Raw genomic sequence first — 21847 nt, 5'->3', positions numbered from 1 at the left:
GCCGCTGCGGCCGTCGGCGCTTCCGGCGGGGCTTCAGAGCCCCAGTCGCGCGAGGTTCAAGCGGCCCGATCGGTTCCGCCACGGCACGCCCGCCTCGATCCCGGCCAGGACCGAGCGCTGCAGGGTGTTGTCCCGCGGCAGCTCCTCGACCGGGGTGTCCTCGGTCCGGTTGAACACGAACCGCCACAGGTCCGAGCGGTTCCCCGCCGGGTCGCCCGGGCCCTCGAGGTCGAACAGCGCCCCGAAGCCGGGGATGTTCGAGCGTTCGGGCAGCCAGTCGCGCAGCTGCGGGTCGAGCAGCCACGACTCGCACATGAACACCAGGTCGTCGGGCCCGTCGTAGCGTTCGGGGAACACCGTCGGGAAGAACTCCAGGGCCCATTCGACCGAATCGCGCACGGCGTCGAGCGTGAGCGGCCCGCCCTCGCCGCGGATGTGCACGCCCACGAACGGCTTCGGCTCCGGCCCCTCCACGCAGAACTGCAACCGCCCCAATTGGTAGAGCGCGCCGCGCACGTGGCCGGTGAACCAGTTCGCGACGTCCAGGCCGGCCCTGCCGTGCAGGCGCCGGTTGAGTCGCAGCTTCTCGCCGACGTCGGTGAGCAGCCGGCGCGACAGGTCCTCGTCGACGCCGCGCTCGCGGTGGAACCGGATCATGCCGGGGACGGCGGCGAGCAGCGGGTACAGGCCCAGCAGCGGGTGCGCCTCGGGCGGCTTCGGCCATGCCAGCCACTTCTTCCCGCCCATGTCGGCGGCGATCGACTGGTAGCACCGGTCGGCCAGTTCGCGGGCCTCGCCGTCGAGGGCGGCGAGACCCGCCGCCGCGTCCTCGGCGTCCTCGGGTTCGGCGCCGCACCAGTCGAGCAGCAGGTCGCGCACGGCGTCGGCGTCGGGTTCGGGGTACGGCTCGACGGCGCCGGCCTTGGGAAGCTCCTGAGTCACCGGCCTATGTCACCACGATCGGCCCCCGGGCGGCAACATCGGGTCGGTCACCTTAGTCTGGGCGTTGTGCGACGGTTGCTGACGCCTCCCTGGATCGTCCTCCACTTTTTCGCGGTGGTGCTGACGGTCGCCTTCGGGCTGCTCGGGTGGTGGCAGCTCTCCCGCGCGCAGGGCGGCAACGCCATCAGCTGGGGCTACGCCTTCGAATGGCCGCTGTTCGCGCTCTTCACGGTCGCGCTGTGGATCCGGCAGATGCGCTTGGAGCTGCGCAAGGACCGCCCCGAGAGCGAGCGGTCCCGCCGTGCGAAGCCGGAGCCGCCGCCGATGACCTCGCCGTTCGAGCCCGAGATCCTGCAGGCTCGTCGGACCGAGACCGAACCGCCACGGCACCGACCGGCACCGGGGAACCGCCGACCAGCACAGGAGAGCCACGCATGAACGCCGCGCTGAAACGATTCCGCATCGTCGCCTGGATCGTCGGCACGTTCCTGATCCTGCTCATCTTCGTGGCGATGCCGCTCAAGTACTTCGGCGGCGACGACCGCCTGGTGGCGGTCATCAGCCCGATCCACGGCCTCTGCTACATGGTCTACCTGGTGCTCGGCTTCCACCTCGCGCAGCAGGCGGGCTGGAAGTTCTGGCCGCAGACCGTGGGCCTCCTGCTCGGCGGGACCGTCCCGGTCGCCTCGTTCTTCGTGGAGCGCTGGGCGCACCGCCGGATCCTCGAAGAGCACCCGCAGGCCGCCGACCCGAAGATCCGCCAGGACGAACCGGTCGTCTGACGAACGAAACGGCCCGGCGAGTCGTCTCGCCGGGCCGCTCCCTTGTCCGATCAGGACAGGTACGAGCCCTCCTTGAAGGTGTCCCAGTCGAGGCTCCAGGCCGTGAAGCCGTCGCCCGGGGGCACCTGCTTGCCGGTGTTCTTGACGACCACCGGGTCGCCCCAGCGCACGAAGTTGTAGATCCACTCGCCCATCTCGTCGGAGACGTTGATGCAGCCGTGGGAGCCGTTCGAGTTGCCGAGCCGGTCGGCCGCCCACGGCGCGCCGTGGATGAACTGGCCCGAGAACGTCAGGCGCATCGCCCACTTGACCGGTGTCTCGTAATCGAACAGGTCGGAGCGGAAGATCGCGTCCTCCTCGCGGCTCATGATGGTCATGGTGCCGGAGTAGGAGCGTGCGTCGATGCCGTCGATCTCGTCGGCGCCCAAGGAGATCGGGATGGTCTGCACGACGGAGCCGTCGCGGTAGGCCTTCATCTGCTTGGTGTCGTCGTCGGCCTCCAGGAGCCGCGCCTCGGAGTCGATCGTGAACGACGTCTCCTGGTCGTACTCGCCGTAGCGGCCGTCGCCGAGGTCGAGCCCGCCGAGTGCGAGCCGCACCGTGACCTGGGTGTTCGGCTGCCAGTACTCCTTTGGCCGGTACTCCAACGCGCGCGGGGTGATCCAGTGCCAGGAGCCCTCCTGCGCGGGCTCGGAGGTCACGAACAGGCGCCGCTCGACCGAGGCCCGGAGGTCCTCGGGGATCTCGTGGCCGTTGAAGCGGAACGCGAGGATCGCGCCCTGGCCCACTGTGGAGTCGACGCCGGGCAGGTAGTTCTCGAGGCCGACCCGGTCGCCGGGCGAGGCGATGGTGGTGAACGTCGAGGTCGCGGTGGCCGTGAGGCCTTCGGCGTCGTCGGCGGTGACCGTGGCCGTGTAGGTCGTCTCCCATTCGAGCGGGCTGGCGGGGACCCAGGTGGTCCCGTCGGGGTGCATGGCGCCCTCGACCGCAGTGCCCGCGGCGTCGGTGAGCTTGAACTCCTTGAACTCGCCCGCTTCGACGGTCCAGGCGATCTCGGTCGCCGCAGTTGCGTCGGCGGCGCCGTCGGCGGGGGTGATCTGGATCTGCGCGGCGCTCTGCGGGGCCTCGGAGGAGGCCGCGTCGTCGCCGGACCCGTCGATGGTGCCGGATTCCTTCGAGCAGGCCGCCGCGAGGCTCATCGCGGCGAGACCGCCGGCGGTCAGGGCACCGCGGCGTGAGAGGGAGGGTGGTCCGAAGCTCATGGACCCACGGTACACAGCGGGGGCCACACGCCGTCTACTTCGCACCTGTGAATTCCACGGCCCCAAACGGTCAGCGGATGCTCAGGTGCACGTGGTTGGTGTGGTCCGAGTTCGGGTCGCCACCTGCGCCGGAGTAGCTCTTCCACCCGGAGGAGGGCATCCAGATCTGCCGGTACCAGATGACGTACTGCACACCGAGCTCGTCGGCGTTCTCGACCAGCCAGGCCGCGAGGTTCTGGCCGTAGTCGTAGTCGTCGCCCCCGGCGTCCCCGCCGAAGCCGTCCGGCTGGGCCGCGAAGTCGCAGGCGCGGCCCTTGCCGTGCTCGCCGAAGGAGGACGGCCGGTAGCAGGCCACGTAGCGGGTGAACCCGACGATCTGGGACTGCTCGAGCGCGTGCAGGGTGCGCGGGGTCAGGCAGCCGCTGGTGGTCGGGTCGTTCTCCGAGCAGCTCTCGTACGGCAGGGTCCCGTCCGAGTTGCGCGGGACGGGTTCGGCCGCGGGCGCGTCCGAGGCGGTGGGCCCCACGGCGTCGTCGCCGCCGGCGGCCGCGAGCTCGCGGGCGGCCTCGTCCCGGGCCGCCTCCATCTCCTCGGCGATGTTCTCCTGCTCCTCGATGTTGGCCGCCAGCGTCTCGCGGGTGGCCTCGATCTCCGCGAGTCGGACGATCAGGTCGTTGAGCCTGGTGGCCCGCGACTCACCCAGGAACTGGAGCATCTCCATCGCGTTGATGGCGTCCTGCGGCTTGCCCGAGGCCAGCAAGGCGGCCGTGGACTGGAAGTCAGAGGTCGTGGAGGCGACGAACGCGTAGTCGTCCAGCTCGGCCCGCAGTTCGACGACCTCGGTCTCGGAGTTCACCAGCTCCGCCTCCAGGTCCTCCTGCTGCTGCTTGAGCGCGGCCAGCTCGTCCTGGGCGTTGAGGTAGTCCTCGATGGCCTGGCTGAGGGCGTCCGAGGCGCCCTCCTCCTGCGCAGAGGACTGGGACGCGGGCGCGACCAGGAAGATCACCGCCGCGAGGGCGACGATGGGGAAGGTCAGCACGCGCTTCAGGCCTTTGAGGAAGGATCGCGCGCCGCTGCCGCGGACGTTGGGGGAAGTGCCGGCGTTCAAGGCTTGAAGGTCCTTCGGTTGCTCGGAGCCGAGTGGACGGGACGGTCGGCGTACAGCCTAGAACGGGAAGATTCTTCGGATGCACCGGGCCTTTCTGTATAGCCCCTGGTAGCCGTCCTGTCACTCTCGAGTCGGGCACTATGGCGTGGCTTACGAGTGCGCCGTTCCACTGCTTTCCTTTGATAAGGTTGTTCGAAATTGAACCAGCTGCGAGGGCTGGTCGCAACCCGGAGAGGAGGACCGGAGATGGCTGCGGGCGATTTCGAGAGCCGCTGGCTCGCCCCTGACGTGAACGCCGTCTGGACCCGGTTCCTCCACGTCACCCACCGGCTCGAACACCGCATCGACCGGCGGCTCCAAGAGCACCACGGCATCACCCACACCCAGTACGAGATCCTCGTGCGCCTGGCCGACAGCGACGAGCGCGCCCTGCGCATGAGCGACCTCGCCGACCGCATCGTCACCGCCAAGAGCGCCGTCACCTACCAGGTCAACAAGCTCACCGATCTGGGCCTGGTCGAGCGGCAGAAGTGCGACACCGACAACCGCGGCGTCTGGGTCAAGCTCACCGCCGCCGGGAGCGAGCGCCTCGAACAGGCCGCCCCCTGCATCCTCTCGCTGGTGCGCGGGCTGTTCCTCGACGCGATCAACTGCGACCAGGCCGCCGAGCTGGACAAGCTCCTCGGCATCTGGTCGGACAACCTCGACGAGGTCGACCGGGACCCGGACGGCCGCCTCGCCCCCGAGCACGGGTAACCGCTTCCGGTACGCCCGCCGGTGTACGGCCTGCCGACGGTCCGTGCCGGTGTAGGGTCAGGCCGTGCCGAGCTTTCCACGTCCCGAGACGACCGTCCCCTACCGAGTCGACGGCCTCGCCGACCTGCTCCCCGAGGCCAAGGACCAGGACTTCCCGATCACCGGCGTGAGTCTCGCGGCCGACGGCGTCGAGCCCGGCGACCTCTTCGCCGCCCTGCCCGGGGCGCGCCGCCACGGCGCCGAGTTCGCCGCCCAGGCCGCCGATCGCGGCGCGGTGGCCGTCCTCACCGACGCCCGCGGAGCCGACCTCGCGGGCGGCCTGCTGCCGGCCCTCGTCGCCGAGGACCCCCGCACGCTGACCGGCGAGATCGCCGCCCGCGTGTGGCAGCGCCCCTCCGAGCGCCTCAACCTCGTCGGGATCACCGGCACCAACGGCAAGACCTCCACCGCGTACCTGGTCGAAGCGGGACTCGCGCACGCCGGGCGCACCACCGGCATCATCGGCACCGTCGAGACGCGCATCGCGGGCGACCGGATCGAGTCCGCGCGCACCACCCCCGAGGCCCCCGAACTCCAGGCGCTCCTCGCCGTCGCCGTCGAACGCGGCGTCACCGACGTGGTCATGGAGGTCTCCAGCCACGCCCTCGTCCTCGGGCGCGTCGAGGGCTGCCGCTTCAAGGCCGCCGGGTTCACCATGTTCGGCACCGACCACCTCGACTTCCACAAGGACCTCGACGACTACTTCGCCGCCAAGGCCCGCCTGTTCGACGGCCGCGCCGAGACCGGCGTCCTCAACGCCGACGACGAACGCGTCGCGACCCTCGTCACCGACGAGAGCCTGACCTTCTCCCTCAGGGACTCCGGCGCCGACTACTACGCCGCCGACATCGCGACCGACGGCTTCACCCAGGCCTTCCGCCTCCGGACCCCGCACGGGCGCGGCGAGGGCCAGGTCAACATGCCCGGCCTCCACAACGTCGCCAACGCCTCGCTCGCCGTGGCCCTCCTCGAAGCGGTCGGCGTCGACACGGCGACGGCCCTCGCCGGGATCGCCTCCTGCGCCGGCGTGCCCGGCCGCATGGAACTCGTCTCCGGCGACTCGCCCGTGCGCGGCGTGGTCGACTACGCCCACAAGCCCGAGGCGATCACCGCCGTCCTCGCGGCGCTCCAGGACTCGACGCCCGGCAAGGTCATCGCGATCCTCGGCGCCGGCGGCGACCGGGACCGCTCGAAGCGGCCCCTCATGGGCGCGGCCGCCGCGCAGGCCGCCGACCTGGTCGTCGTCACCGACGACAACCCCCGCACCGAGGATCCCGCCCGCATCCGCGGCGAGGTGGCCGCCGCCGTCCAGGGCGTGCCCTGCCGTAATATTCCCGGACGGGAAGCGGCCGTCCGCGAAGCCGCCGTCCTGGCGGTCCCCGGCGACACCATCGCCCTGCTCGGCAAGGGCCACGAGACGAGCATCGAGACCGCCGCGGGTCCGGTCGCGAGCGACGACCGCGAGCTCCTGGCCCGGGCGCTCCGCGAAGCGGGATGGATGAAACCGTCCCTGCACGCTGAAGCGTGATAGTTCCAACAGCATGACCTCACAACAGGAGGAGTCCGCCGCGTGATCCCCATGAGCCTGGCATCGGTCGCGGCCGTCATCGACGGCGAGCTCAGCGAGAGGGCCGACCCGGAGGCGGTCGTCACCGGCGGCGTCGAGTTCGACTCCCGCAAAGCCGGTCCCGGCGGTCTGTTCCTCGCCATCCCCGGCGAGAAGGTCGACGGCCACGACTTCGCCGCGAAGGCCCACGAGCAGGGCGCGCTCGCGACCATCGCGACCCGCCCGATCGACACGCCCGCGATCTACGTCGACGACGCGGTCGGCGCGCTCACCAAGCTCGCCAAGCACATCGCGGCCGCCTCGAAGGCCAGGGTCATCGGCGTCACCGGCTCCAACGGCAAGACCTCCACCAAGGACCTCATCGGGCAGGTGTGCGCCGACCTCGGGCCCACCGTGGCCACCGAGGCCAACTTCAACAACGAGCTGGGCCACCCCTACACCGTCTGCCGCGTCGAACCCGACACCGAATACCTGGTGCTCGAACTCGCCGCCCGCGGGATCGGCCACATCACCGAGCTGTGCGAGATCGCCCCGCCGCACATCGGCGCCGTGCTCAACGTCGGCATCTCCCACCTCGACGGCTTCGGCGACATCGAGACCACCGCCCGCGCCAAGAGCGAGCTGCCGCGGTTCCTCGGCGAGCGTGACATCGCGATCCTCAACCGGGACGACCCCCGCGTCGCCCGCATGGCCGACGTCACGCGAGCCGCCGTCGCCACCTTCGGCATCGACGCCGACGCCGCCTTCACCGCCGCCGACATCGACCCCGGCGACGGCCGCCACCGCTTCACCCTGCGCACCCCGGGCGGCTCGGCCGAGATCCGGCTGAACCTCTGGGGCCGCCACCACGTCTACAACGCCCTCGCCGCCGCCGGCGTCGCCTGGCACCTCGGCGCGAGCCCCGAGCAGATCGCCGCGAGCCTCTCGAAGGCCGGGCGGCTCTCGGAACGCCGCATGGACGTGTTCACCCGCCCCGACGGCACCACGGTCATCGACGACTCGTACAACGCCAACCCCGCCTCGATGGGCGCGGCCGTCCGCACCCTCGGGCAGCTCCCCACCGAAGGCCGCCGCATCGCGGTCCTCGGGCTCATGGCCGACCTCGAAGAACAGAGCGAGTCCTGCCACCGCCGGCTCGGCGAGCAGGCCGCCGAAGCCGGCATCGACGAGGTCATCGCCATCGGCGAAGGCACCGAACCCATCGTCGACGGTGCCGACGGCGTCACCGCCACCCACGTACCCGATCAAGCCGCAGCCATCGCGCTGCTGCGCAGCCGGCTGCGCCCCGGCGACGCCGTCCTGGTGAAGGGTTCCCGATACCGCACCTGGGACGTCGCCGACTCGTTGCGCGCCAAGGAGGAAACCCACCAGTGAGAGCAGTCATCGTCGCCGCGTTCGTGGCGTTCGCGCTCACCATGGCGCTCACGCCCCTCGCGGCCAAGGCCTTCCGCCGCCTGAAGGCCGGGCAGCCCATCCGCACCGACGGCCCCCAGACCCACCTCGTCAAGGCCGGCACCCCCACCATGGGCGGCGTCGTCTTCATCGTCACCACCGTGCTCGCCTACATCGCGGGCCACCTGGTCCTCATGGCCCTGCCCGAGGAAGTGGACGGGCTCGTCCTCACCCGCCCCACCGGCTTCACCGCCACCGGCATCGTCCTCATCGGACTGTTCGTCAGCTGCGGGTTCGTCGGCTTCATCGACGACTGGCTCAAGATCCGCCGCAAGCACTCCGGCGGCATCTCCGGCAAGGCCAAAGTCGTCGGCCTCTCCATCGCCGCCACCATCTTCGGCGTCGTCGCCGTCTACTACACCGGCTCGATCGACACCACCGCGATCTCCGAGACCGTCGCGACCCCCTTCATCTCCTTCACCGGCAAGGACGTCGGATTCCTCAACGTCACCAAGATCGGCATGGTCGTCGTCATCGTCCTGCTGGTCAACGCCACCGCCAACGGCGTCAACCTCACCGACGGCCTCGACGGCCTCGCCACCGGCGCGTCCATGATGGCCTTCCTGGCGTTCCTCATCATCGGCTTCTGGCAGTACCGCCACTGGTGCGGCGGCCCGCGCCCGGCCGCGAACCTCTGCTACGACGTCCGCGACCCCCTCGAACTCGCGCTCATCGCCGGCGCCGCCGCCGGGGCCATGTTCGGCTTCCTCTGGTGGAACACCTCGCCCGCCCAGATCTTCATGGGCGACTCCGGGTCCCTCAGCCTCGGCGCGCTCATCGCCGGACTCGCCATCGCCTCCAAGACCATCCTGCTGCTGCCGATCATCGGCGCCCTGTTCGTCATCTGCACCGCCAGCGTCATGATCCAGGTGACCTCCTTCAAACTCACCGGGCGGCGCGTCTTCCGGATGTCGCCCATCCAGCACCACTTCGAACTCGCCGGATGGTCGGAAGTGACCATCGTGGTCCGTTTCTGGATCATCTCCGGCATCGGCGTCGCCATCGCCCTCGGCTTCTTCTTCGCCGACTTCCTGCGGATCGCGGGGTAGCGCGCCGATGAGTACCGCGTTCACTCCCGCGGCGGGGGGCGACGGGCGAGCCGTCGCCGACCGCCTGCTCGTGGCCGGAGCCCGCGTCGCCGGCGCCGCGTGCGCCGAGGTCCTCCTCGACCTGGGCCGCACCGTCCGCGTCTACGACCGCGAGGACTCCGAGCGGATGCGGGCGCTCGCCGAACGCGGCGCCCACTGCGTCGTCGCCGACCGGTTCGACCCCGCGCTCCTCGACGGCGTCCAGCAGGTGGTCCTCTCCCCGGGCTTCCCGCCGCACCACCCGATCGCCGCCGCCGCCCGCGACGCCGGCATCGAGACCTACTCCGAACCCGAACTCGCCTGGCGGCTCCGCGAACCGGGGGCCGCGCGCTGGCTCGCCGTCACCGGCACCAACGGCAAGACCACGACCACCACGATGCTCGCCGCGATGCTCGCCCGGGCGGGGCTGCGCACCGCCGCCCTCGGCAACATCGGCGTCCCGCTCGTGCACGCCGCGAACGGGCCCTACGACGTCATCGCCGTCGAGCTCTCCAGCTACCAGCTCCACTGGTCCTCGCGGCTGGCCCCCACCGCCGGGGCCGTGCTCAACCTCGCGCCCGACCACCTCGACTGGCACGGGAGCTTCGACGCCTACGCCGAGGCCAAGGCCGCCGTCTGGCGCGGCGGCACCGCCGTCGTCAACCTCGACGACCCGGCCGTGGTCGCCCTCGGCAAGCGCACCGACGCCGACGTCACCGGGTTCACCCTCAACCAGCCCGAGCAGGGACAGTTCGGCGTGGCCCTGGGCTACCTCGTCGACTGCACCGGTCCCGAACCGGTGCAGATCTGCTCGGTCGACGACGTGCGCCCCGCCGGGTGGCACAACGTCGCCAACGCCCTCGCCGCCGCCGCGCTCGCCGGCCGGGCCGGCGTCGCCCACCGCGCGATCGGGGAGGCCCTCCGCGGCTACGTGCCCGAACCCCACCGCAACGTCACCGTCGCCGACGCCGGCGGCGTCGCCTGGGTCGACGACTCCAAGGCCACCAACCCGCACGCCGCGGCCGCCGCGCTCGCCGCGTACGACTCCATCGTGTGGGTCGCCGGCGGCCAGCTCAAAGGCGTCGACGTCGAGGGGCTCGTCGCGCAGTACGCCCCGAAGCTCCGCGCCGCGATCCTCATCGGGCAGGACCGGGCGCTCATCGCGGAGGCACTGGCGCGACACGCGCCCGACCTCCCGGTCGTCGCCCTCGAGGGACGCGACGATGCGGTCATGACCGACGTCGCCGCCCGTGCCGCGGGCTTCGCGCAGCCGGGGGACACGGTGCTCCTGTCCCCGGCCGCGGCCTCCTACGACATGTTCGCCTCCTACGCCCACCGCGGCGACGCGTTCGCCGCCGCCGCGCGCGCCCTGATCGAGGGTGAGGCCGAGTGAGGAGCGGGTTCACCGACTTGCTGCGCGGTCTGCTCGACCGGCCGCTCGCCTCGTACTACCTGCTGCTCTCCTCCTCGGCGCTGCTGCTCACCATCGGGCTCGTGATGGTCTTCTCGGCCACCATGGTCGAGTCCTACCGGGCCACCGGCTCGGCCACCACGATCATCCTCCAGCAGGCCATCTGGGCGGTCGTGGGCCTCGTCTGCTTCTGGATCGCGCAGCGCCTCCCCTCGCGCACCTACCGGGCCGTGTCCCGGCCGCTTCTGGTCGTCTCGATGATCCTCGGCCTGATCCTGGTCGTCATGTCGATCCGCGAGTCCCAGCAGGACCCGAACGACTCGTCGGGCATCGCCTCCGACCAGCTGTGGATCCACCTCGGACCGGTCCAGTTCCAGCCCGCCGAGATCGCCAAGTTCGCGCTGCTGCTGTGGGCCGCCGACTCGCTCGTGCGACTGGGCCCCCGCATCGCCTCCTGGCGGGACCTCGCGATCCCGATGTTCCCGATCGCCGGGCTCCTGATGATCGTCATCGGCTACGCCGACCTCGGCACCATGCTCATCATCGTGGCGATGTTCATCGGCCTCCTGTGGGCCTCGGGCGTGCCGCTGCGCATCCTCGCCGTCCTGCTCGGCACCGCCATGACCGGCTCGGCGCTGCTCATCGCGTTCGAGGGCTACCGGATGGAGCGCATCATCTCCTTCTCGCGCCCCGAGGACTACGCCGACACCTGGGGCTACCAGGCCATCCAGGGCTACTACGCGATCGCCGACGGCGGCTGGTTCGGCCTGGGCCTCGGCGAGAGCCGCCAGAAGTGGGAATGGCTTCCCAACGGCCACAACGACTTCATCTTCGCGCTCATCGCCGAGGAGCTCGGCGTCGTCGGCTGCCTGGTGATCCTCGCGCTCTTCGGCGTGCTCGTCTACACCGGCTTCCGCATCGCGCGCCGCTCCGACGACCCGTTCCGGTCGCTCGTGGCCGCGGGCGTCACCATCTGGCTCGCGGGCCAGGCCTTCATCAACATCGGCGGCGTCCTCGGGCTCATCCCGATGACCGGGGTCCCGCTGCCGTTCATCTCCGACGGCGGCACCGCGCTCGTCGTGGTGCTCGCCGCGATCGGGATGCTCGCCGGGTTCGCGCGTGCCGAACCCGACGCCGCCCAGGCGCTGCGGGCCCGCAACCCCTCGCGTCTCGTACGCTTGCTCTGGGCCCCCCTGCCGCCCGCGCCCTCACCCGTCGCCCCACCCTCCGGCGACGCGAGCGTCGCCTCTCCCCGAACCGGAGGGAGCAGCGCTCCCGCTGATTTACACGCGGAGTCCGACTCCGAAGTCCCCAAGTCCCGTCCTACGACCAGAAAGACATGACGTTGCCTCAGCTTCGATCGGTCGTCCTCGCCGGAGGCGGCACCGGCGGCCACATCTACCCGCTCCTGGCCTACGCCGACTGCCTGCGCCGCCACGACCCGCACGTCCGCGTCACCTGCCTCGGCACCGAGAAGGGCCTGGAGAACGACCTCATCCCGAAGGCCGGCTACGACCTGCGCAACGTCCCGGCCCACCAGCTGCCGCGCAAGGTCAACATCGACCTGCTGCTCACCGCGCCGCGGATGCTCAAGGCCATGAAGGCCACCCGCGACATCATGGACGAGGTGCAGGCCGACGTCGTGGTCGGCTTCGGCGGCTACGTGGCCGTGCCCGCCTACCTCGCGGCGTGGCGGCGCAAGACCCCCATGGTCATCTTCGAGTTCAACGACCCGCCCGGCGTCGCCAACAAGATGGCCCTCAAGTTCAGCGACAACCTCGCCCTGGGCTTCCCGCATCTGCCGCAGGCCTCGCCGATCCTCGCCCAGGGCACCGTCACCGGCGTGCCGCTGCGTCCCGCGATCGCCCACCTCGACCGGGGCGCCATGCGCGCCCAGGCCTGCCAGTACTTCGGGCTCGACCCGCGCCGCCCCGTCCTGTTCGTCTACGGCGGCTCCCAGGGCGCGGCCTCGATCAACAACGCCGTCTCCGGGGCGGCCCAGATGCTCGCGCAGCGCGGCGTCCAGGTCCTCCACATCACCGGCGCGCGCCGCGACGAGCCGATCCACATCCCCGAGGGCCTCCCGGTGCCCTACCGGACCCTGCCCTACCTCGACCGCATGGACCTCGGCTACGCCGCGGCCGACATGGTGCTCGCCCGCGGCGGCTCCATGACCGTCGCGGAGGTCAGCGCGCTCGGCATCCCCACCGTGTTCGTCCCCATGCCGTGGGGCAACAAGGAGCAGTACCGCAACGCCGGTCCCGTCGTGCAGGCCGGCGGCGCGATGTTCTGCGACGACGAGAACCTCAGTCCCGGCTGGATCGCCGAGCACCTCATCCCGGTCATCACCGACCGGGGCCGCGTCGCCCAGATGTCCCAGGCCGCGGCCGCCTTCGGCTCGCGCACCGGCGACGAGGCCCTTCGCAACTACACACTGAAGGTGGTCGAGCAGGCATGACCGATCCCAACGACCTGAGCAGCCCGATCGACGAGGGGATCACCGCCGAGGACCTCGGCCGCACCCTGTTCATCGGCGTCGGCGGCGTCGGCATGAACGGCCTCACCCGCCTCTACGCCACCCGCGGCCTCGACGTCACCGGTTCCGAGACCAAGGACTGGCCGACCCTCCCCGAGCTCGAACGCCTCGGCGTCACCCTCCACCGCGAGCACGCCGAGTCCAACCTGGACGGGATCGACACGGTGGTCCGCTCCACCGCCATCAACGACCGGCACCTGGAAGTGGTCGAGGCCCGCAAGCGCGGCATCCGCGTCTACCACCGCTCCGAGGCGCTCGCGGCGGCCATGACCGGCCGCCGCTCCATCGTCGTCACCGGCACCCACGGCAAGACCACCACGACCGCGATCGTCACCCAGATGCTCGAGCACGCCGGACTCGAACCGTCCTATGTGAACGGCGGCGAGATCATCGGCGCCCACTCCGGCGCCCACGGCGCGGGCGACCTCTTCGTGGCCGAAGCCGACGAGTCCGACCGCTCGTTCCTGCGGTACCGGCCCGAGATCGGGATCGTCACCAACATCGACGTCGACCACCTGAACAACTACGGCGACATGGACGCCCTCACCGAGGCGTTCGAGCGCTTCTGCCGCAACACCGACAAGGACGGCCTGCTCGTCCTCTGCGCCGACAACCACGGCACGGCCGGCCTCGCCGCGAAGCTCCGCGCCGAGGGCCGCACCGTGGCCACCTACGGCTTCGCCGACGGCGCCGACGTCCAGCTCGGCGAGGTCGAGTCGCACAAGGACGGCGTCGACTACACCGTCCTCGCCCACAACCAGCTCATCGGCCGCTTCCACCTGCCGATGCCCGGCAGGCACATCGCCCTCAACTCGGCCGCGGCGATCGCCGTCGGCCTTTACGTCGGCCTCGAACCCGAGGCCCTGATCGAGGGCATCGCGTCGTTCGGCGGCGTCAAGCGGCGCTTCGAAAAGCGCGGCGAAACGAACGGCTACGCGGTCTTCGACGAGTACGCCTACCACCCGACCGCCATGACCGAGGCCATCAAGACCCTCCGGGAGGTCGCCGCTCCGGGCAGGCTCGTCGTGGTCTTCCAGCCCTACCGCGTCTACCGCACCGTCGAGATGCGCGATGACATCGCCGAGGCGCTCGCGCTCGCGGACAAGGTCGTCGTCATGGAGATCTTCGGCCCCGGCGAGACGATCCCCGAAGGCGAAGGCGGCGCCGCCCTGCACGAGGCGATCGCCCTCCCCGAGGCGGACAAGGTCTTCGTCCCCGAATGGAACGACGTGCCCGCCGCGGTGCGGGCCCTCGCGGCCGAAGGCGACGTCGTCGTGACGATGGGCGCCCCGCCGGTCTCCCTCATGCCCGACGACCTCCTGCGCTGACCGGAGCGGGCCCGCTCCGCAACTCGATGCGGCGATCCCGCCTGCCGGACCGGCGACGCCTCCGGGCGTCCCGCGCCGCCCGCTCGGCAACCGTTCGGATGCGCCGCGGCATCGACTCGTGCTCGCCTGTTGCCGGCGAGCCCCCGACCGGGATCCACTGGAGCCATGCGCCCACTCCTCCTCGCCCTGGCCGCGATCATGTCCGCGTTCACGCTGAGCGGCTGCAGCCCGGTGCAGGTCGGTCTCGTCGGGGTGGGCGTGGACCGCTCCGGCGACCCGGTGCTGGCGATGTTCTCCTGCGAGGGCCCCGCTGAGACGATCCGGGTCGAATCGGCACCGACGACGGACGGCGACGAGCCGGTCGAGTGGACCGAGGGCCTGTGGTTGGAGAACCCTCGACCGCGGTCCGACGACCCGGCGTCCGTCTCGCTCGTCGATCCCGATCCCCGGTGGACCGTGGTCGCCCCCGGCGACGGGTTCGAGGAGGGGAGAACCTACAACGTGCGAGCCTGGCCCGCCCCGGACGCGACGCTCGGCGCCGTCGAGTTCACCCTCGGCGACCTCGCCGCGATCGGCGGCGGCGAAGTCCGCTTCTTCGACGGAGAGGAACGGATCGCACCGGTGGACGAGTTCCTTGAAGTCGGCCGGGACCGGTGCGTCTGAACGCGATCGGCCCGCGTTCCCCGGCTCGGGGACGCGGGCCTACGGGCAGGGCTCCTCCGGTCTAGTCCCAGGCCTTGCCGTTGCGCCAGTAGCCCATGAAGGCGCCCGACTCCTTCGGGAGGCCGAGCTCTTTGCGGATGGTGAAGCGGAGGGCCTTGACCACGCCGGTCTCGGCGGCGATCCAGACGTAGGCGTCGGCGGCGGCGACCGCCTCCGGGGCCTCCCAGATCATCTCGTCCTCGACGGGGTCGACTTCATCGAGCCCGGCGGCTCCGGCGGCCCGGTCGTCCTGCTTCGCGAAGTCCATCGCGCGGGCCGCCTCGGCCACGGCCGGGACGAGCTTGTCGCCCCATGCCGCCCCTTCGCGCGGGAGCCACACGACCTCGACGTCCACGGGGGCGTCCAGCTCCAGGACGTCGGCCGCCTCGGGGACCTCGATGAAGGCCTTGCCGCGGGCGGTGATCGGCAGGTCCTCCAGGATCGCGGCGATCGCCGGCGCCGCGGTCTCGTCCCCGGCGATGAGGATCTCGGCGCCCTCGGGCGCGTGGAAGTCGATGCCCCCGTGGGCCCCCTCCCATCGCGCGTCGGGGCCGAGCAGCAGGATCCGGTCGCCCACGGCGGCCTCGCGGAGCCAGCGCAGCGCCGGGCCGCACTCGTCCTCGCTGTGCGCCTCGTGGACCACCATGTCGACGTCGACCTCGCCGAGGTGGCGGCGGACGGCCCGCACGGTGTACGTGCGCACCCCGCACTGCTCCGCTTCGGGCAGCGCGCGCAGCTCGGAGTACCACCGCTCGCTGGTGGGCATCTTGTCGAAGCCGCACGCGGGTGCCGGGAAGATCAGCTTGAAGCGCTGGTCGTAGCCGTTGTCGGCGAAGTGCCCGAGGTCGTCGCCCTCGAAGGTGACGCGGATGAAGGACGGGCTCAAGCGTTGCAGCGCTTTCACTGTGACCTGGAAGAGGTCGAACGGGCGGACGGTGTGCTCGGTCTGTTCCTCGGTCTGCGCGGCCACGCGGCACTCCTGCTGTTCGACGATAAGGATTGCCTAACCTTATATGACGGCTTTGGCGTGCCGCCACCGTCGGGTGGCCGGGACGTGGAATCATCGAGCCATGCGCGGGGCAGAGAGCACATCCGAAGCCGGGCCGTGGCGGCTCGTCCACGTGGTGCGCCGCCGGATGCCCAATCGGCGGCTGCGGCTCCTCGGGGCGGCCGTCCTCGCCTTCCTCGTCCTGGCCTTCGTGATCGTGTGGACCACGCCCCTGTTCGAGGTGAAGCGGATCGAGGTCACCGGGACCTCGGTGCTCGACCCCGCGGAGGTCGCCGCGCTCGGCGAGGAGGCCGTCGGCCGCTCGGTGCTCGGCGCCGACCTGGACGCGATCGCGAACGCGGTCGCCGCGCTCGCGCCGGTGAAGTCCGTCGACGTCGCCCGCGACTGGCCGGACGCGGTGAGCGTCGCCGTCACCGAACGCGATCCCTATATGGCGGTTCCCTCCGGGGACGAGACTTTTCTCATGGTCGATTCCGAAGGTGTGGTATTCGATGAGACCGCCGACCCTCCAGGATCAATTTGGAGGGTCGAGCTCGAGGAGCCGGGGCCGGACGACCTCGCGACGATCGAGACCCTCGCGGTACTGCAGTCACTCCCGTCCGACCTCGCGAACGAGGTCGAACACGTCGAGTCCCCGTCTCCGGCGGGCGTCACCCTGCATCTCGAAGGCGGACGGACGCTGCGGTGGGGGGACGGCTCTGAAAGCGAGCAGAAAGCCGAGGTCGCCGATCGATTGTTGGCGAGCGGCTACGAACATGTCGATGTCAGCGCACCAGATGCCCCCACTGTGAGTTAGCGTTAAGGGGAAGCGGGTGTGCACGCACATCCCGTTTGTCGCACCCAGGGGCCGGTAAGGGAAGGAAGGCAGCAGCGATGACACCACCGCACAACTACCTCGCCGTCATCAAAGTCGTTGGAGTCGGAGGCGGCGGGGTCAATGCTGTCAACCGGATGATCGAGGCGGGGCTCAAGGGCGTCGAGTTCATCGCCATCAACACCGACGCCCAGGCGCTCCTCATGAGCGACGCCGACGTCAAGCTCGACGTCGGCCGCGAACTGACGCGCGGTCTCGGCGCGGGGGCCAACCCCGAGGTCGGCGCCAAGGCGTGCGAGGACCACCGCGACGAGATCGAGGAAGTCCTCAAGGGAGCGGACATGGTGTTCGTGACCTGCGGTGAAGGGGGCGGCACCGGCACCGGCGGCGCGCCCGTCATCGCGAACATCGCCCGCAAGCTCGGCGCGCTCACGATCGGCGTGGTCACCCGGCCGTTCGCCTTCGAGGGCAAGCGCCGCCAGACCCAGGCCGTGTCGGGAATAGAGGATCTGCGCAACGAGTGCGACACGCTGATCGTCATCCCGAACGACCGGCTCCTCCACCTCGGCGACCGCTCCATCTCCATGATGGACGCCTTCCGCCTCGCCGACCAGGTGCTGCTCTCCGGTGTCCAGGGCATAACCGACCTGATCACCACGCCGGGCCTCATCAACCTCGACTTCGCGGACGTCAAGAGCGTCATGAGCGGAGCGGGTTCGGCGCTCATGGGCATCGGCTCGGCCCGCGGCGAGAACCGCGCCGTCGAGGCGGCCCGCGCCGCGATCGAGTCGCCCCTGCTGGAGCAGAGCATGGAGGGCGCGCGCGGCGTGCTCCTGTCCATCGCCGGCGGTTCGGACCTCGGCCTGTTCGAGATCAACGACGCGGCCGAGCTCGTCTCCGACTGCGCGCACACCGACGCGAACATCATCTTCGGCGCGGTCATCGACGACGCCCTCGGCGAAGAGGCCCGCGTGACCGTGATCGCCGCCGGGTTCGACACCGAGGACACCGCCGACTTCGAGCTGGCGCAGCCGACCCGGATCTCGGCCCTGCCCGAGCAGCGGCCCGAGCCGGTCCGCGAGGCCAAGCCCGAACCCGAGCGCGAGACGGGCGGCGGCAAGGTCCTCTTCGACGACGTCGACGTCCCCGCCTTCCTCAAAGACGGCTTCTAGCGGCGGCGGACCGTCGAGACCGCGCACGACCGTCTCGACGGACCGCCGACGCCGACCGCGCACCCGCACGACCGACCCCGATCGCCGAGGACCGCACTCTTGACCACCCGATCGCGCCGAGACCAGTTGCAGGACAACCTGAACCGGACGCGCGAGGCCATCGTGGCCGCCAGCTCCGACGCCGGCCGCGCCTCCGACTCGGTCCGCCTCATCGCCGTCACCAAGACCTTCCCGGCCGCCGACGCCGCCGCACTGGTCGACCTCGGACAGGCCGATCTGGGCGAGAACCGCGACCAGGAGGCCGCGCCGAAGGCCGCCGAACTCGCCGCGCAGGGCCGTGAACCGGTGTGGCACTTCGTAGGCCGGCTCCAGCGCAACAAGGCCCGCTCCGTCGCCTCCTACGCCCACTGGGTCCACTCGGTCGACCGGGTCCCCCTCGCCGACGCGCTGGACGCCGCGGCGACCGCGCACGGCCGCAGGCTGAACGCGCTCGTCCAGGTGAGTCTCGACGGCGACGTCTCGCGCGGCGGGACGCCCGTCGCGGAGGTCGAAGCGCTCGCCGAGCGGATCGCCGCCGCGCCCTCGCTGGTCCTCAAGGGCGTCATGGCGGTCGCCCCGCTCGGCTGGGAGCCCGGAAAAGCGTTTGCGCTGCTTGCCGAGTGCGCCGAAAAGGTCCGCAGCGTCGACCCCGCCGCGGCCGAGGTCTCCGCGGGCATGAGCGGAGACTTCGCGGCGGCGATCGCCGCTGGGGCCACAATGGTCAGACTCGGCAGAAACGTGCTCGGCGAACGTGAACCGATGGCGTAAGGTATGGGGCGGAAGTGGCGGACAACGGGCGCGGCGGCAGTGGTTGAGTCGGGCAAAAACACATCCGTGTAAGGAGTCGGCGCTAGGATGAGACCGCGTACCTGACTCACCAGGGGCGGCCCGAGGAGGGAGCACGATCGATGGGCGCGATGCGGAAGGCAGGCGTGTGGCTCGGCCTCATCGAGGACGAGGACGATCGCGGCTACAACGGTTACGAAGAGAACGACGAGTTCGCCGAGGAGCAGACGCCCCCGCGGGTGCGGGGCGCGCAGCGCACCACCGGCCGAGTCGGCCGCGCCGCCGAGGACCGCAGTCCGGTCCGCCAGCTGAACCGCGGCTCCGGTTCGGTCACCCCCCTCTCCCGCGAGCACGCGACGCGGGACAGCCTCACGCGCGACAACCTCGCCCTGGCCGACCCGGCCCCCGTGCGCCCGGTCCCGGCCGAGGAGGAGTCCCCCGCGAACTACCGGATCACCACCCTCCACCCGACCACGTACAACGAGGCGCGCACCATCGGCGAGCGCTACCGCGACGGCACGCCGGTGATCATGAACCTCTCGGAGATGGAGGAGGCCGACGCCAAGCGACTGGTCGACTTCGCCGCGGGGCTGATCTTCGGAACCCGCGGCTCGTTCGAGCGGGTGACCAATCGCGTGTTCTTGCTCTCGCCGCCGCACGTTCAGGTGACCGCCGAGGACAAGGCCAAGATCGCCGAGGGCGGGTTCTTCAACCAGTCCTGACCTGAGGGATACACTGCGAACCGTGAACCTGGCACTGCAGCTGATCTATCTGGCGCTCTTCGCTTTCTACCTGTTCCTGCTCGCCCGCCTGGTGTCCAGCGTCGTGGTGCAGTTCTCCCGCCGCTGGGAGCCCGGCCCGAGGGCCGCGGCGCTCCTGGAGACGGTCTACAGCGTGACCGACCCTCCCCTGAAGGGGCTGAGGAAGGTGATTCCCCCTCTCAGGCTTGGTACTGTATCGATTGATCTGGCGTTCCTGGCGCTGCTCCTGATCGTCTGGATCCTGATGGACTTCATCATCGGGAGACAGATCTCCTAGCAGCTCGGGGCGGGGGTGCGAGACACGGCTATCGTGTTGAGCGGCCTTGTGCGCCAGGCGAACAGCTGAGAAGGAGTTTCGAATGCCGCTGACCCCAGCAGACGTTCACAACGTCACGTTCAAGAAACCCATGCTCGGAAAGCGCGGATACGACGAGGACGAGGTCGACGGTTTCCTCGATGAGGTCGAGCGAGAACTCGCCCGCCTCAGCGACGAGAACGGCGAGCTTCGGGCTCAGCTCGAAAGCCTCCGCGCCGGTGCTCCCCCCGGAGCCGCCGACCACGCCGAGATGGCCGCCGCACTCGACCGGGTGCAGCGTGAGAAGCACGCCATGGAGCAGCAGCTCCAGGAGCTCGACGCCGAGCTGCACGAGATGCACCAGCAGATGGTCGCCGCTCAGCAGCAGGCGCAGCAACTCCAGCAGGAGCTGGCGCAGCGCGGACCGCAGCAGGACGCGTCCGCCCCCGCCGCCGGCGGCGAGCAGGAGGCCCTGCGCCTCCTCATGGTCGCCCAGCGCACCGCCGACGAGCACCTGGAGGACTCCCGCCGGGAGGCCGACACCCTGCTCGGCGAGGCGCAGCGCGAGGCCCAGTCGATGGTGTCCGAGGCCCAGCGCGAGTCGCAGACCATGGTCTCGCAGGCGCAGCGCGAGTCGAAGACCATGCTCACCGACGCCCAGCGCGAGGCCGAGACGATGGTCACCGAGGCCCGCACCGCCGCCGAGGACCTGGTGGGCCAGGCCCGCGACAAGGCCGAGCGCATGGAGATGGAAGCCGAGCAGGAGCGTCAGAAGGTCATCGGCCAGCTCGAGGAGTCCCGCTCCTCGCTGCTGCGCAACATCGAGGAACTGAAGACCTTCGAGCGCGAGTACCGGACCCGGCTGAAGCTCTACCTCGAGAGCCAACTACGCGATCTCAACGGTCAGCAGAGCCGCACTGACGAGGAGACCTTCGAGGAGGTCGAGCAGCAGCAGGCGAACGAGCGCACGGGCACGCGATCGGCGTTCGTGATGCAGGGCGGCCGAGGCTAGCCCCTGCCGCTCCCCGGACCGGCCGGGCATGGGCCCGGCCACGGTACGGCTTGGGAGACAGTCATATCAGTCCCCTCCCGAGCCATAACCTGAACGGGGATCGCCTCGTTAAGCAAGGTGAGCGGGTGAGGGCACCGGTTCTGCCGCTGCCCTCACCGCCGCACCATGCGTTAACGATGCCGCGGTCCTCGACGAGGACCGCGAAGGACCGCGCGAGGGCCCCGCACCTCGCGCAGGGGAGGACTCGACGTGATCGTCAGCAGCCTGCTGATCCTCGTCATCGCGGCGGTCTTGCTGCTCACCGGCATGATCACCGGGAACGACCACTTGCTGGTCTCGTCCATGGCGGCGAGCCTCGCAGCCGGGGTCGCGCTGTACGCAGGGATCCGGGGCCGAGGCGCCAAGCGCCCGCGCGTCGTCCCGCGGCAGACCCGCTCCGACGACGACACCCAGCAGTTCCGCCGGATCGGGCTCGACGACACCCCGACCACCGAACTGCCCCTCCTCGAAGGCAAGGTCTTCGAGCCCACGGACTATGCGGTCGACCGCGATCCGGAGATCAGGTTCGAGGACGTCCCGCCGCGCCAGACCCGTGCGGGGAGCCGCGCCGGCCACCGCGCCCCGGATCCGACGTCCGACGAGCCGGCCGAGCAGCGCATGACCCGCGTCGAGGCCGCGGCCCTGATGCGCCTGGACGCCGAGGTCGTCGTCGTCGACGGCCGCCCCCGCTTCCACCACACGGCGTGCGCCCACCTGTCCGGACGCGAGCACGAGCCGCTGCCGGTGGCCGAGGCCCTCGAACTGGGTTTCACGCCCTGCGCCCTCTGCGAGCCGGTGTCGCGGCTGCTCATGGCGCCCGTCGGCGGGCGATGACCGCGACCCTCGCCCCTCCGAGGAGATGACGCCCAGTTCGGACGCAAGTTCCCGAAGTAATTGACCTCATTGCAGGTGTTGCGTATCCTGTGTGCTTAATTGCGCGGCTGGTGCCCGCCTGAGCGGGCCCCGTC

The 21847-nt window shown here is 70.7% G+C and carries 21 protein-coding genes and 1 pseudogene; 18 read left to right on the top strand and 4 right to left on the bottom strand.

The window, feature by feature from the left end; translation table 11 throughout:
• Nucleotides 1–33: 33 nt before the first annotated feature.
• Nucleotides 34–942, bottom strand: a complete 909-nt coding sequence (locus tag K3N28_RS03235; RefSeq protein ID WP_228091031.1) for an acyltransferase domain-containing protein — start codon at nt 940–942, stop codon at nt 34–36.
• 66 nt (nt 943–1008) lie between these two features.
• Here K3N28_RS03235 and K3N28_RS03230 point away from each other — a divergent pair, with 66 nt between their 5' ends.
• Nucleotides 1009–1380, top strand: a complete 372-nt coding sequence (locus K3N28_RS03230) for a hypothetical protein (RefSeq protein WP_228091030.1) — start codon at nt 1009–1011, stop codon at nt 1378–1380.
• Complete coding sequence (locus tag K3N28_RS03225; protein WP_228091029.1) at nt 1377–1724, top strand: DUF3817 domain-containing protein; 348 nt, start codon at nt 1377–1379, stop codon at nt 1722–1724. Before K3N28_RS03230 ends, K3N28_RS03225 begins: the two co-directional genes overlap by 4 nt.
• A 50-nt stretch (nt 1725–1774) precedes the next feature.
• Here K3N28_RS03225 and K3N28_RS03220 read toward each other — a convergent pair whose 3' ends face one another.
• Nucleotides 1775–2986 carry an Ig-like domain-containing protein gene (locus K3N28_RS03220; RefSeq protein WP_228091028.1) on the bottom strand — a complete coding sequence of 404 codons (1212 nt, stop codon included), beginning with the start codon at nt 2984–2986 and terminating at the stop codon, nt 1775–1777.
• A gap of 70 nt (nt 2987–3056) precedes the next feature.
• On the bottom strand, nt 3057–4094 hold the full coding sequence (locus tag K3N28_RS03215; RefSeq protein WP_228091027.1) for a hypothetical protein: 1038 nt from the start codon (nt 4092–4094) through the stop codon (nt 3057–3059).
• A gap of 246 nt (nt 4095–4340) precedes the next feature.
• Between K3N28_RS03215 and K3N28_RS03210 the strand changes: the two genes are divergently transcribed.
• The 9 genes from K3N28_RS03210 (at nt 4341) to K3N28_RS03170 (ending at nt 14913) form a co-directional block, all read left to right on the top strand.
• Nucleotides 4341–4850: a MarR family winged helix-turn-helix transcriptional regulator gene (locus tag K3N28_RS03210; RefSeq protein ID WP_228091026.1), complete on the top strand. Its 510-nt coding sequence runs from the start codon at nt 4341–4343 to the stop codon at nt 4848–4850.
• Nucleotides 4851–4914: 64 nt separating this feature from the next.
• Nucleotides 4915–6417: a UDP-N-acetylmuramoyl-L-alanyl-D-glutamate--2,6-diaminopimelate ligase gene (locus tag K3N28_RS03205; RefSeq protein ID WP_228091025.1), complete on the top strand. Its 1503-nt coding sequence runs from the start codon at nt 4915–4917 to the stop codon at nt 6415–6417.
• A 42-nt stretch (nt 6418–6459) separates the two neighbouring features.
• The gene (gene murF, locus K3N28_RS03200) at nt 6460–7830 is read left to right on the top strand and encodes a UDP-N-acetylmuramoyl-tripeptide--D-alanyl-D-alanine ligase (RefSeq protein ID WP_374209646.1); all 1371 of its coding nucleotides are present in this window, start codon (nt 6460–6462) and stop codon (nt 7828–7830) included.
• A complete protein-coding gene (gene mraY / locus K3N28_RS03195) occupies nt 7827–8957 on the top strand; it encodes a phospho-N-acetylmuramoyl-pentapeptide-transferase (protein WP_228091024.1) in 1131 nt (376 codons plus the stop codon). Before murF ends, mraY begins: the two co-directional genes overlap by 4 nt.
• Before the next feature lie 7 nt (nt 8958–8964).
• Nucleotides 8965–10368: a UDP-N-acetylmuramoyl-L-alanine--D-glutamate ligase gene (gene murD / locus K3N28_RS03190; protein WP_228091023.1), complete on the top strand. Its 1404-nt coding sequence runs from the start codon at nt 8965–8967 to the stop codon at nt 10366–10368.
• Nucleotides 10365–11729 (top strand): putative lipid II flippase FtsW, encoded by a 1365-nt coding sequence (gene ftsW / locus K3N28_RS03185; protein WP_228091022.1) that lies wholly within the window; start codon nt 10365–10367, stop codon nt 11727–11729. The genes murD and ftsW overlap by 4 nt, the downstream gene beginning before the upstream one ends.
• A gap of 2 nt (nt 11730–11731) precedes the next feature.
• Entirely contained in the window at nt 11732–12844 is a 1113-nt protein-coding gene (locus tag K3N28_RS03180; protein ID WP_374209685.1) for a glycosyltransferase, read from the top strand.
• A complete protein-coding gene (gene murC / locus K3N28_RS03175) occupies nt 12841–14250 on the top strand; it encodes a UDP-N-acetylmuramate--L-alanine ligase (protein ID WP_228091020.1) in 1410 nt (469 codons plus the stop codon). Before K3N28_RS03180 ends, murC begins: the two co-directional genes overlap by 4 nt.
• A gap of 165 nt (nt 14251–14415) precedes the next feature.
• Complete coding sequence (locus tag K3N28_RS03170; RefSeq protein WP_228091019.1) at nt 14416–14913, top strand: hypothetical protein; 498 nt, start codon at nt 14416–14418, stop codon at nt 14911–14913.
• A gap of 61 nt (nt 14914–14974) precedes the next feature.
• Here the strand turns inward: K3N28_RS03170 and K3N28_RS03165 are convergent, their stop codons facing one another.
• On the bottom strand, nt 14975–15922 hold the full coding sequence (locus K3N28_RS03165) for a siderophore-interacting protein (RefSeq protein ID WP_228091018.1): 948 nt from the start codon (nt 15920–15922) through the stop codon (nt 14975–14977).
• Between the two features lie 100 nt (nt 15923–16022).
• On the opposite strand from K3N28_RS03165, the gene K3N28_RS03160 reads away from it, so the two are divergent.
• The 7 genes and pseudogenes from K3N28_RS03160 (at nt 16023) to K3N28_RS03130 (ending at nt 21713) form a co-directional block, all read left to right on the top strand.
• Nucleotides 16023–16757: a cell division protein FtsQ/DivIB gene (locus K3N28_RS03160; protein ID WP_228091017.1), complete on the top strand. Its 735-nt coding sequence runs from the start codon at nt 16023–16025 to the stop codon at nt 16755–16757.
• 77 nt (nt 16758–16834) lie between these two features.
• Nucleotides 16835–17780 (top strand): annotated as a pseudogene (gene ftsZ, locus K3N28_RS03155) (cell division protein FtsZ); the annotation flags it as partial.
• Between the two features lie 266 nt (nt 17781–18046).
• The gene (locus tag K3N28_RS03150) at nt 18047–18754 is read left to right on the top strand and encodes a YggS family pyridoxal phosphate-dependent enzyme (RefSeq protein WP_228091015.1); all 708 of its coding nucleotides are present in this window, start codon (nt 18047–18049) and stop codon (nt 18752–18754) included.
• 140 nt (nt 18755–18894) lie between these two features.
• Entirely contained in the window at nt 18895–19494 is a 600-nt protein-coding gene (locus K3N28_RS23315) for a cell division protein SepF (protein WP_228091014.1), read from the top strand.
• 22 nt (nt 19495–19516) lie between these two features.
• Nucleotides 19517–19810: a YggT family protein gene (locus tag K3N28_RS03140; protein WP_228091013.1), complete on the top strand. Its 294-nt coding sequence runs from the start codon at nt 19517–19519 to the stop codon at nt 19808–19810.
• An 82-nt stretch (nt 19811–19892) separates the two neighbouring features.
• A complete protein-coding gene (locus tag K3N28_RS23230) occupies nt 19893–20840 on the top strand; it encodes a DivIVA domain-containing protein (protein WP_255640250.1) in 948 nt (315 codons plus the stop codon).
• A 249-nt stretch (nt 20841–21089) separates the two neighbouring features.
• Entirely contained in the window at nt 21090–21713 is a 624-nt protein-coding gene (locus K3N28_RS03130) for a hypothetical protein (protein ID WP_228091012.1), read from the top strand.
• Nucleotides 21714–21847 lie beyond the last annotated feature (134 nt).

The sequence above is a fragment of the Glycomyces sp. TRM65418 genome (genome assembly GCF_019710475.1).
Taxonomy (GTDB): domain Bacteria; phylum Actinomycetota; class Actinomycetes; order Mycobacteriales; family Micromonosporaceae; genus Glycomyces.
Note: the sequence above shows the minus strand (reverse complement) of the source record. Positions and strands in the feature narration are given on the sequence as shown.

Bases quoted from the DNA above. Each gene is read 5' to 3' on its own strand.
- K3N28_RS03225 (WP_228091029.1), top strand. From the start codon at position 1,377: ATGAACGCCGCGCTGAAACGATTCCGCATCGTCGCCTGGATCGTCGGC.
- K3N28_RS03220 (WP_228091028.1), bottom strand. From the start codon at position 2,986: ATGAGCTTCGGACCACCCTCCCTCTCACGCCGCGGTGCCCTGACCGCC.
- K3N28_RS03210 (WP_228091026.1), top strand. From the start codon at position 4,341: ATGGCTGCGGGCGATTTCGAGAGCCGCTGGCTCGCCCCTGACGTGAAC.
- murD (WP_228091023.1), top strand. From the start codon at position 8,965: ATGAGTACCGCGTTCACTCCCGCGGCGGGGGGCGACGGGCGAGCCGTC.
- murC (WP_228091020.1), top strand. From the start codon at position 12,841: ATGACCGATCCCAACGACCTGAGCAGCCCGATCGACGAGGGGATCACC.
- K3N28_RS03170 (WP_228091019.1), top strand. From the start codon at position 14,416: ATGCGCCCACTCCTCCTCGCCCTGGCCGCGATCATGTCCGCGTTCACG.
- K3N28_RS03160 (WP_228091017.1), top strand. From the start codon at position 16,023: ATGCGCGGGGCAGAGAGCACATCCGAAGCCGGGCCGTGGCGGCTCGTC.
- K3N28_RS23315 (WP_228091014.1), top strand. From the start codon at position 18,895: ATGGGCGCGATGCGGAAGGCAGGCGTGTGGCTCGGCCTCATCGAGGAC.
- K3N28_RS23230 (WP_255640250.1), top strand. From the start codon at position 19,893: ATGCCGCTGACCCCAGCAGACGTTCACAACGTCACGTTCAAGAAACCC.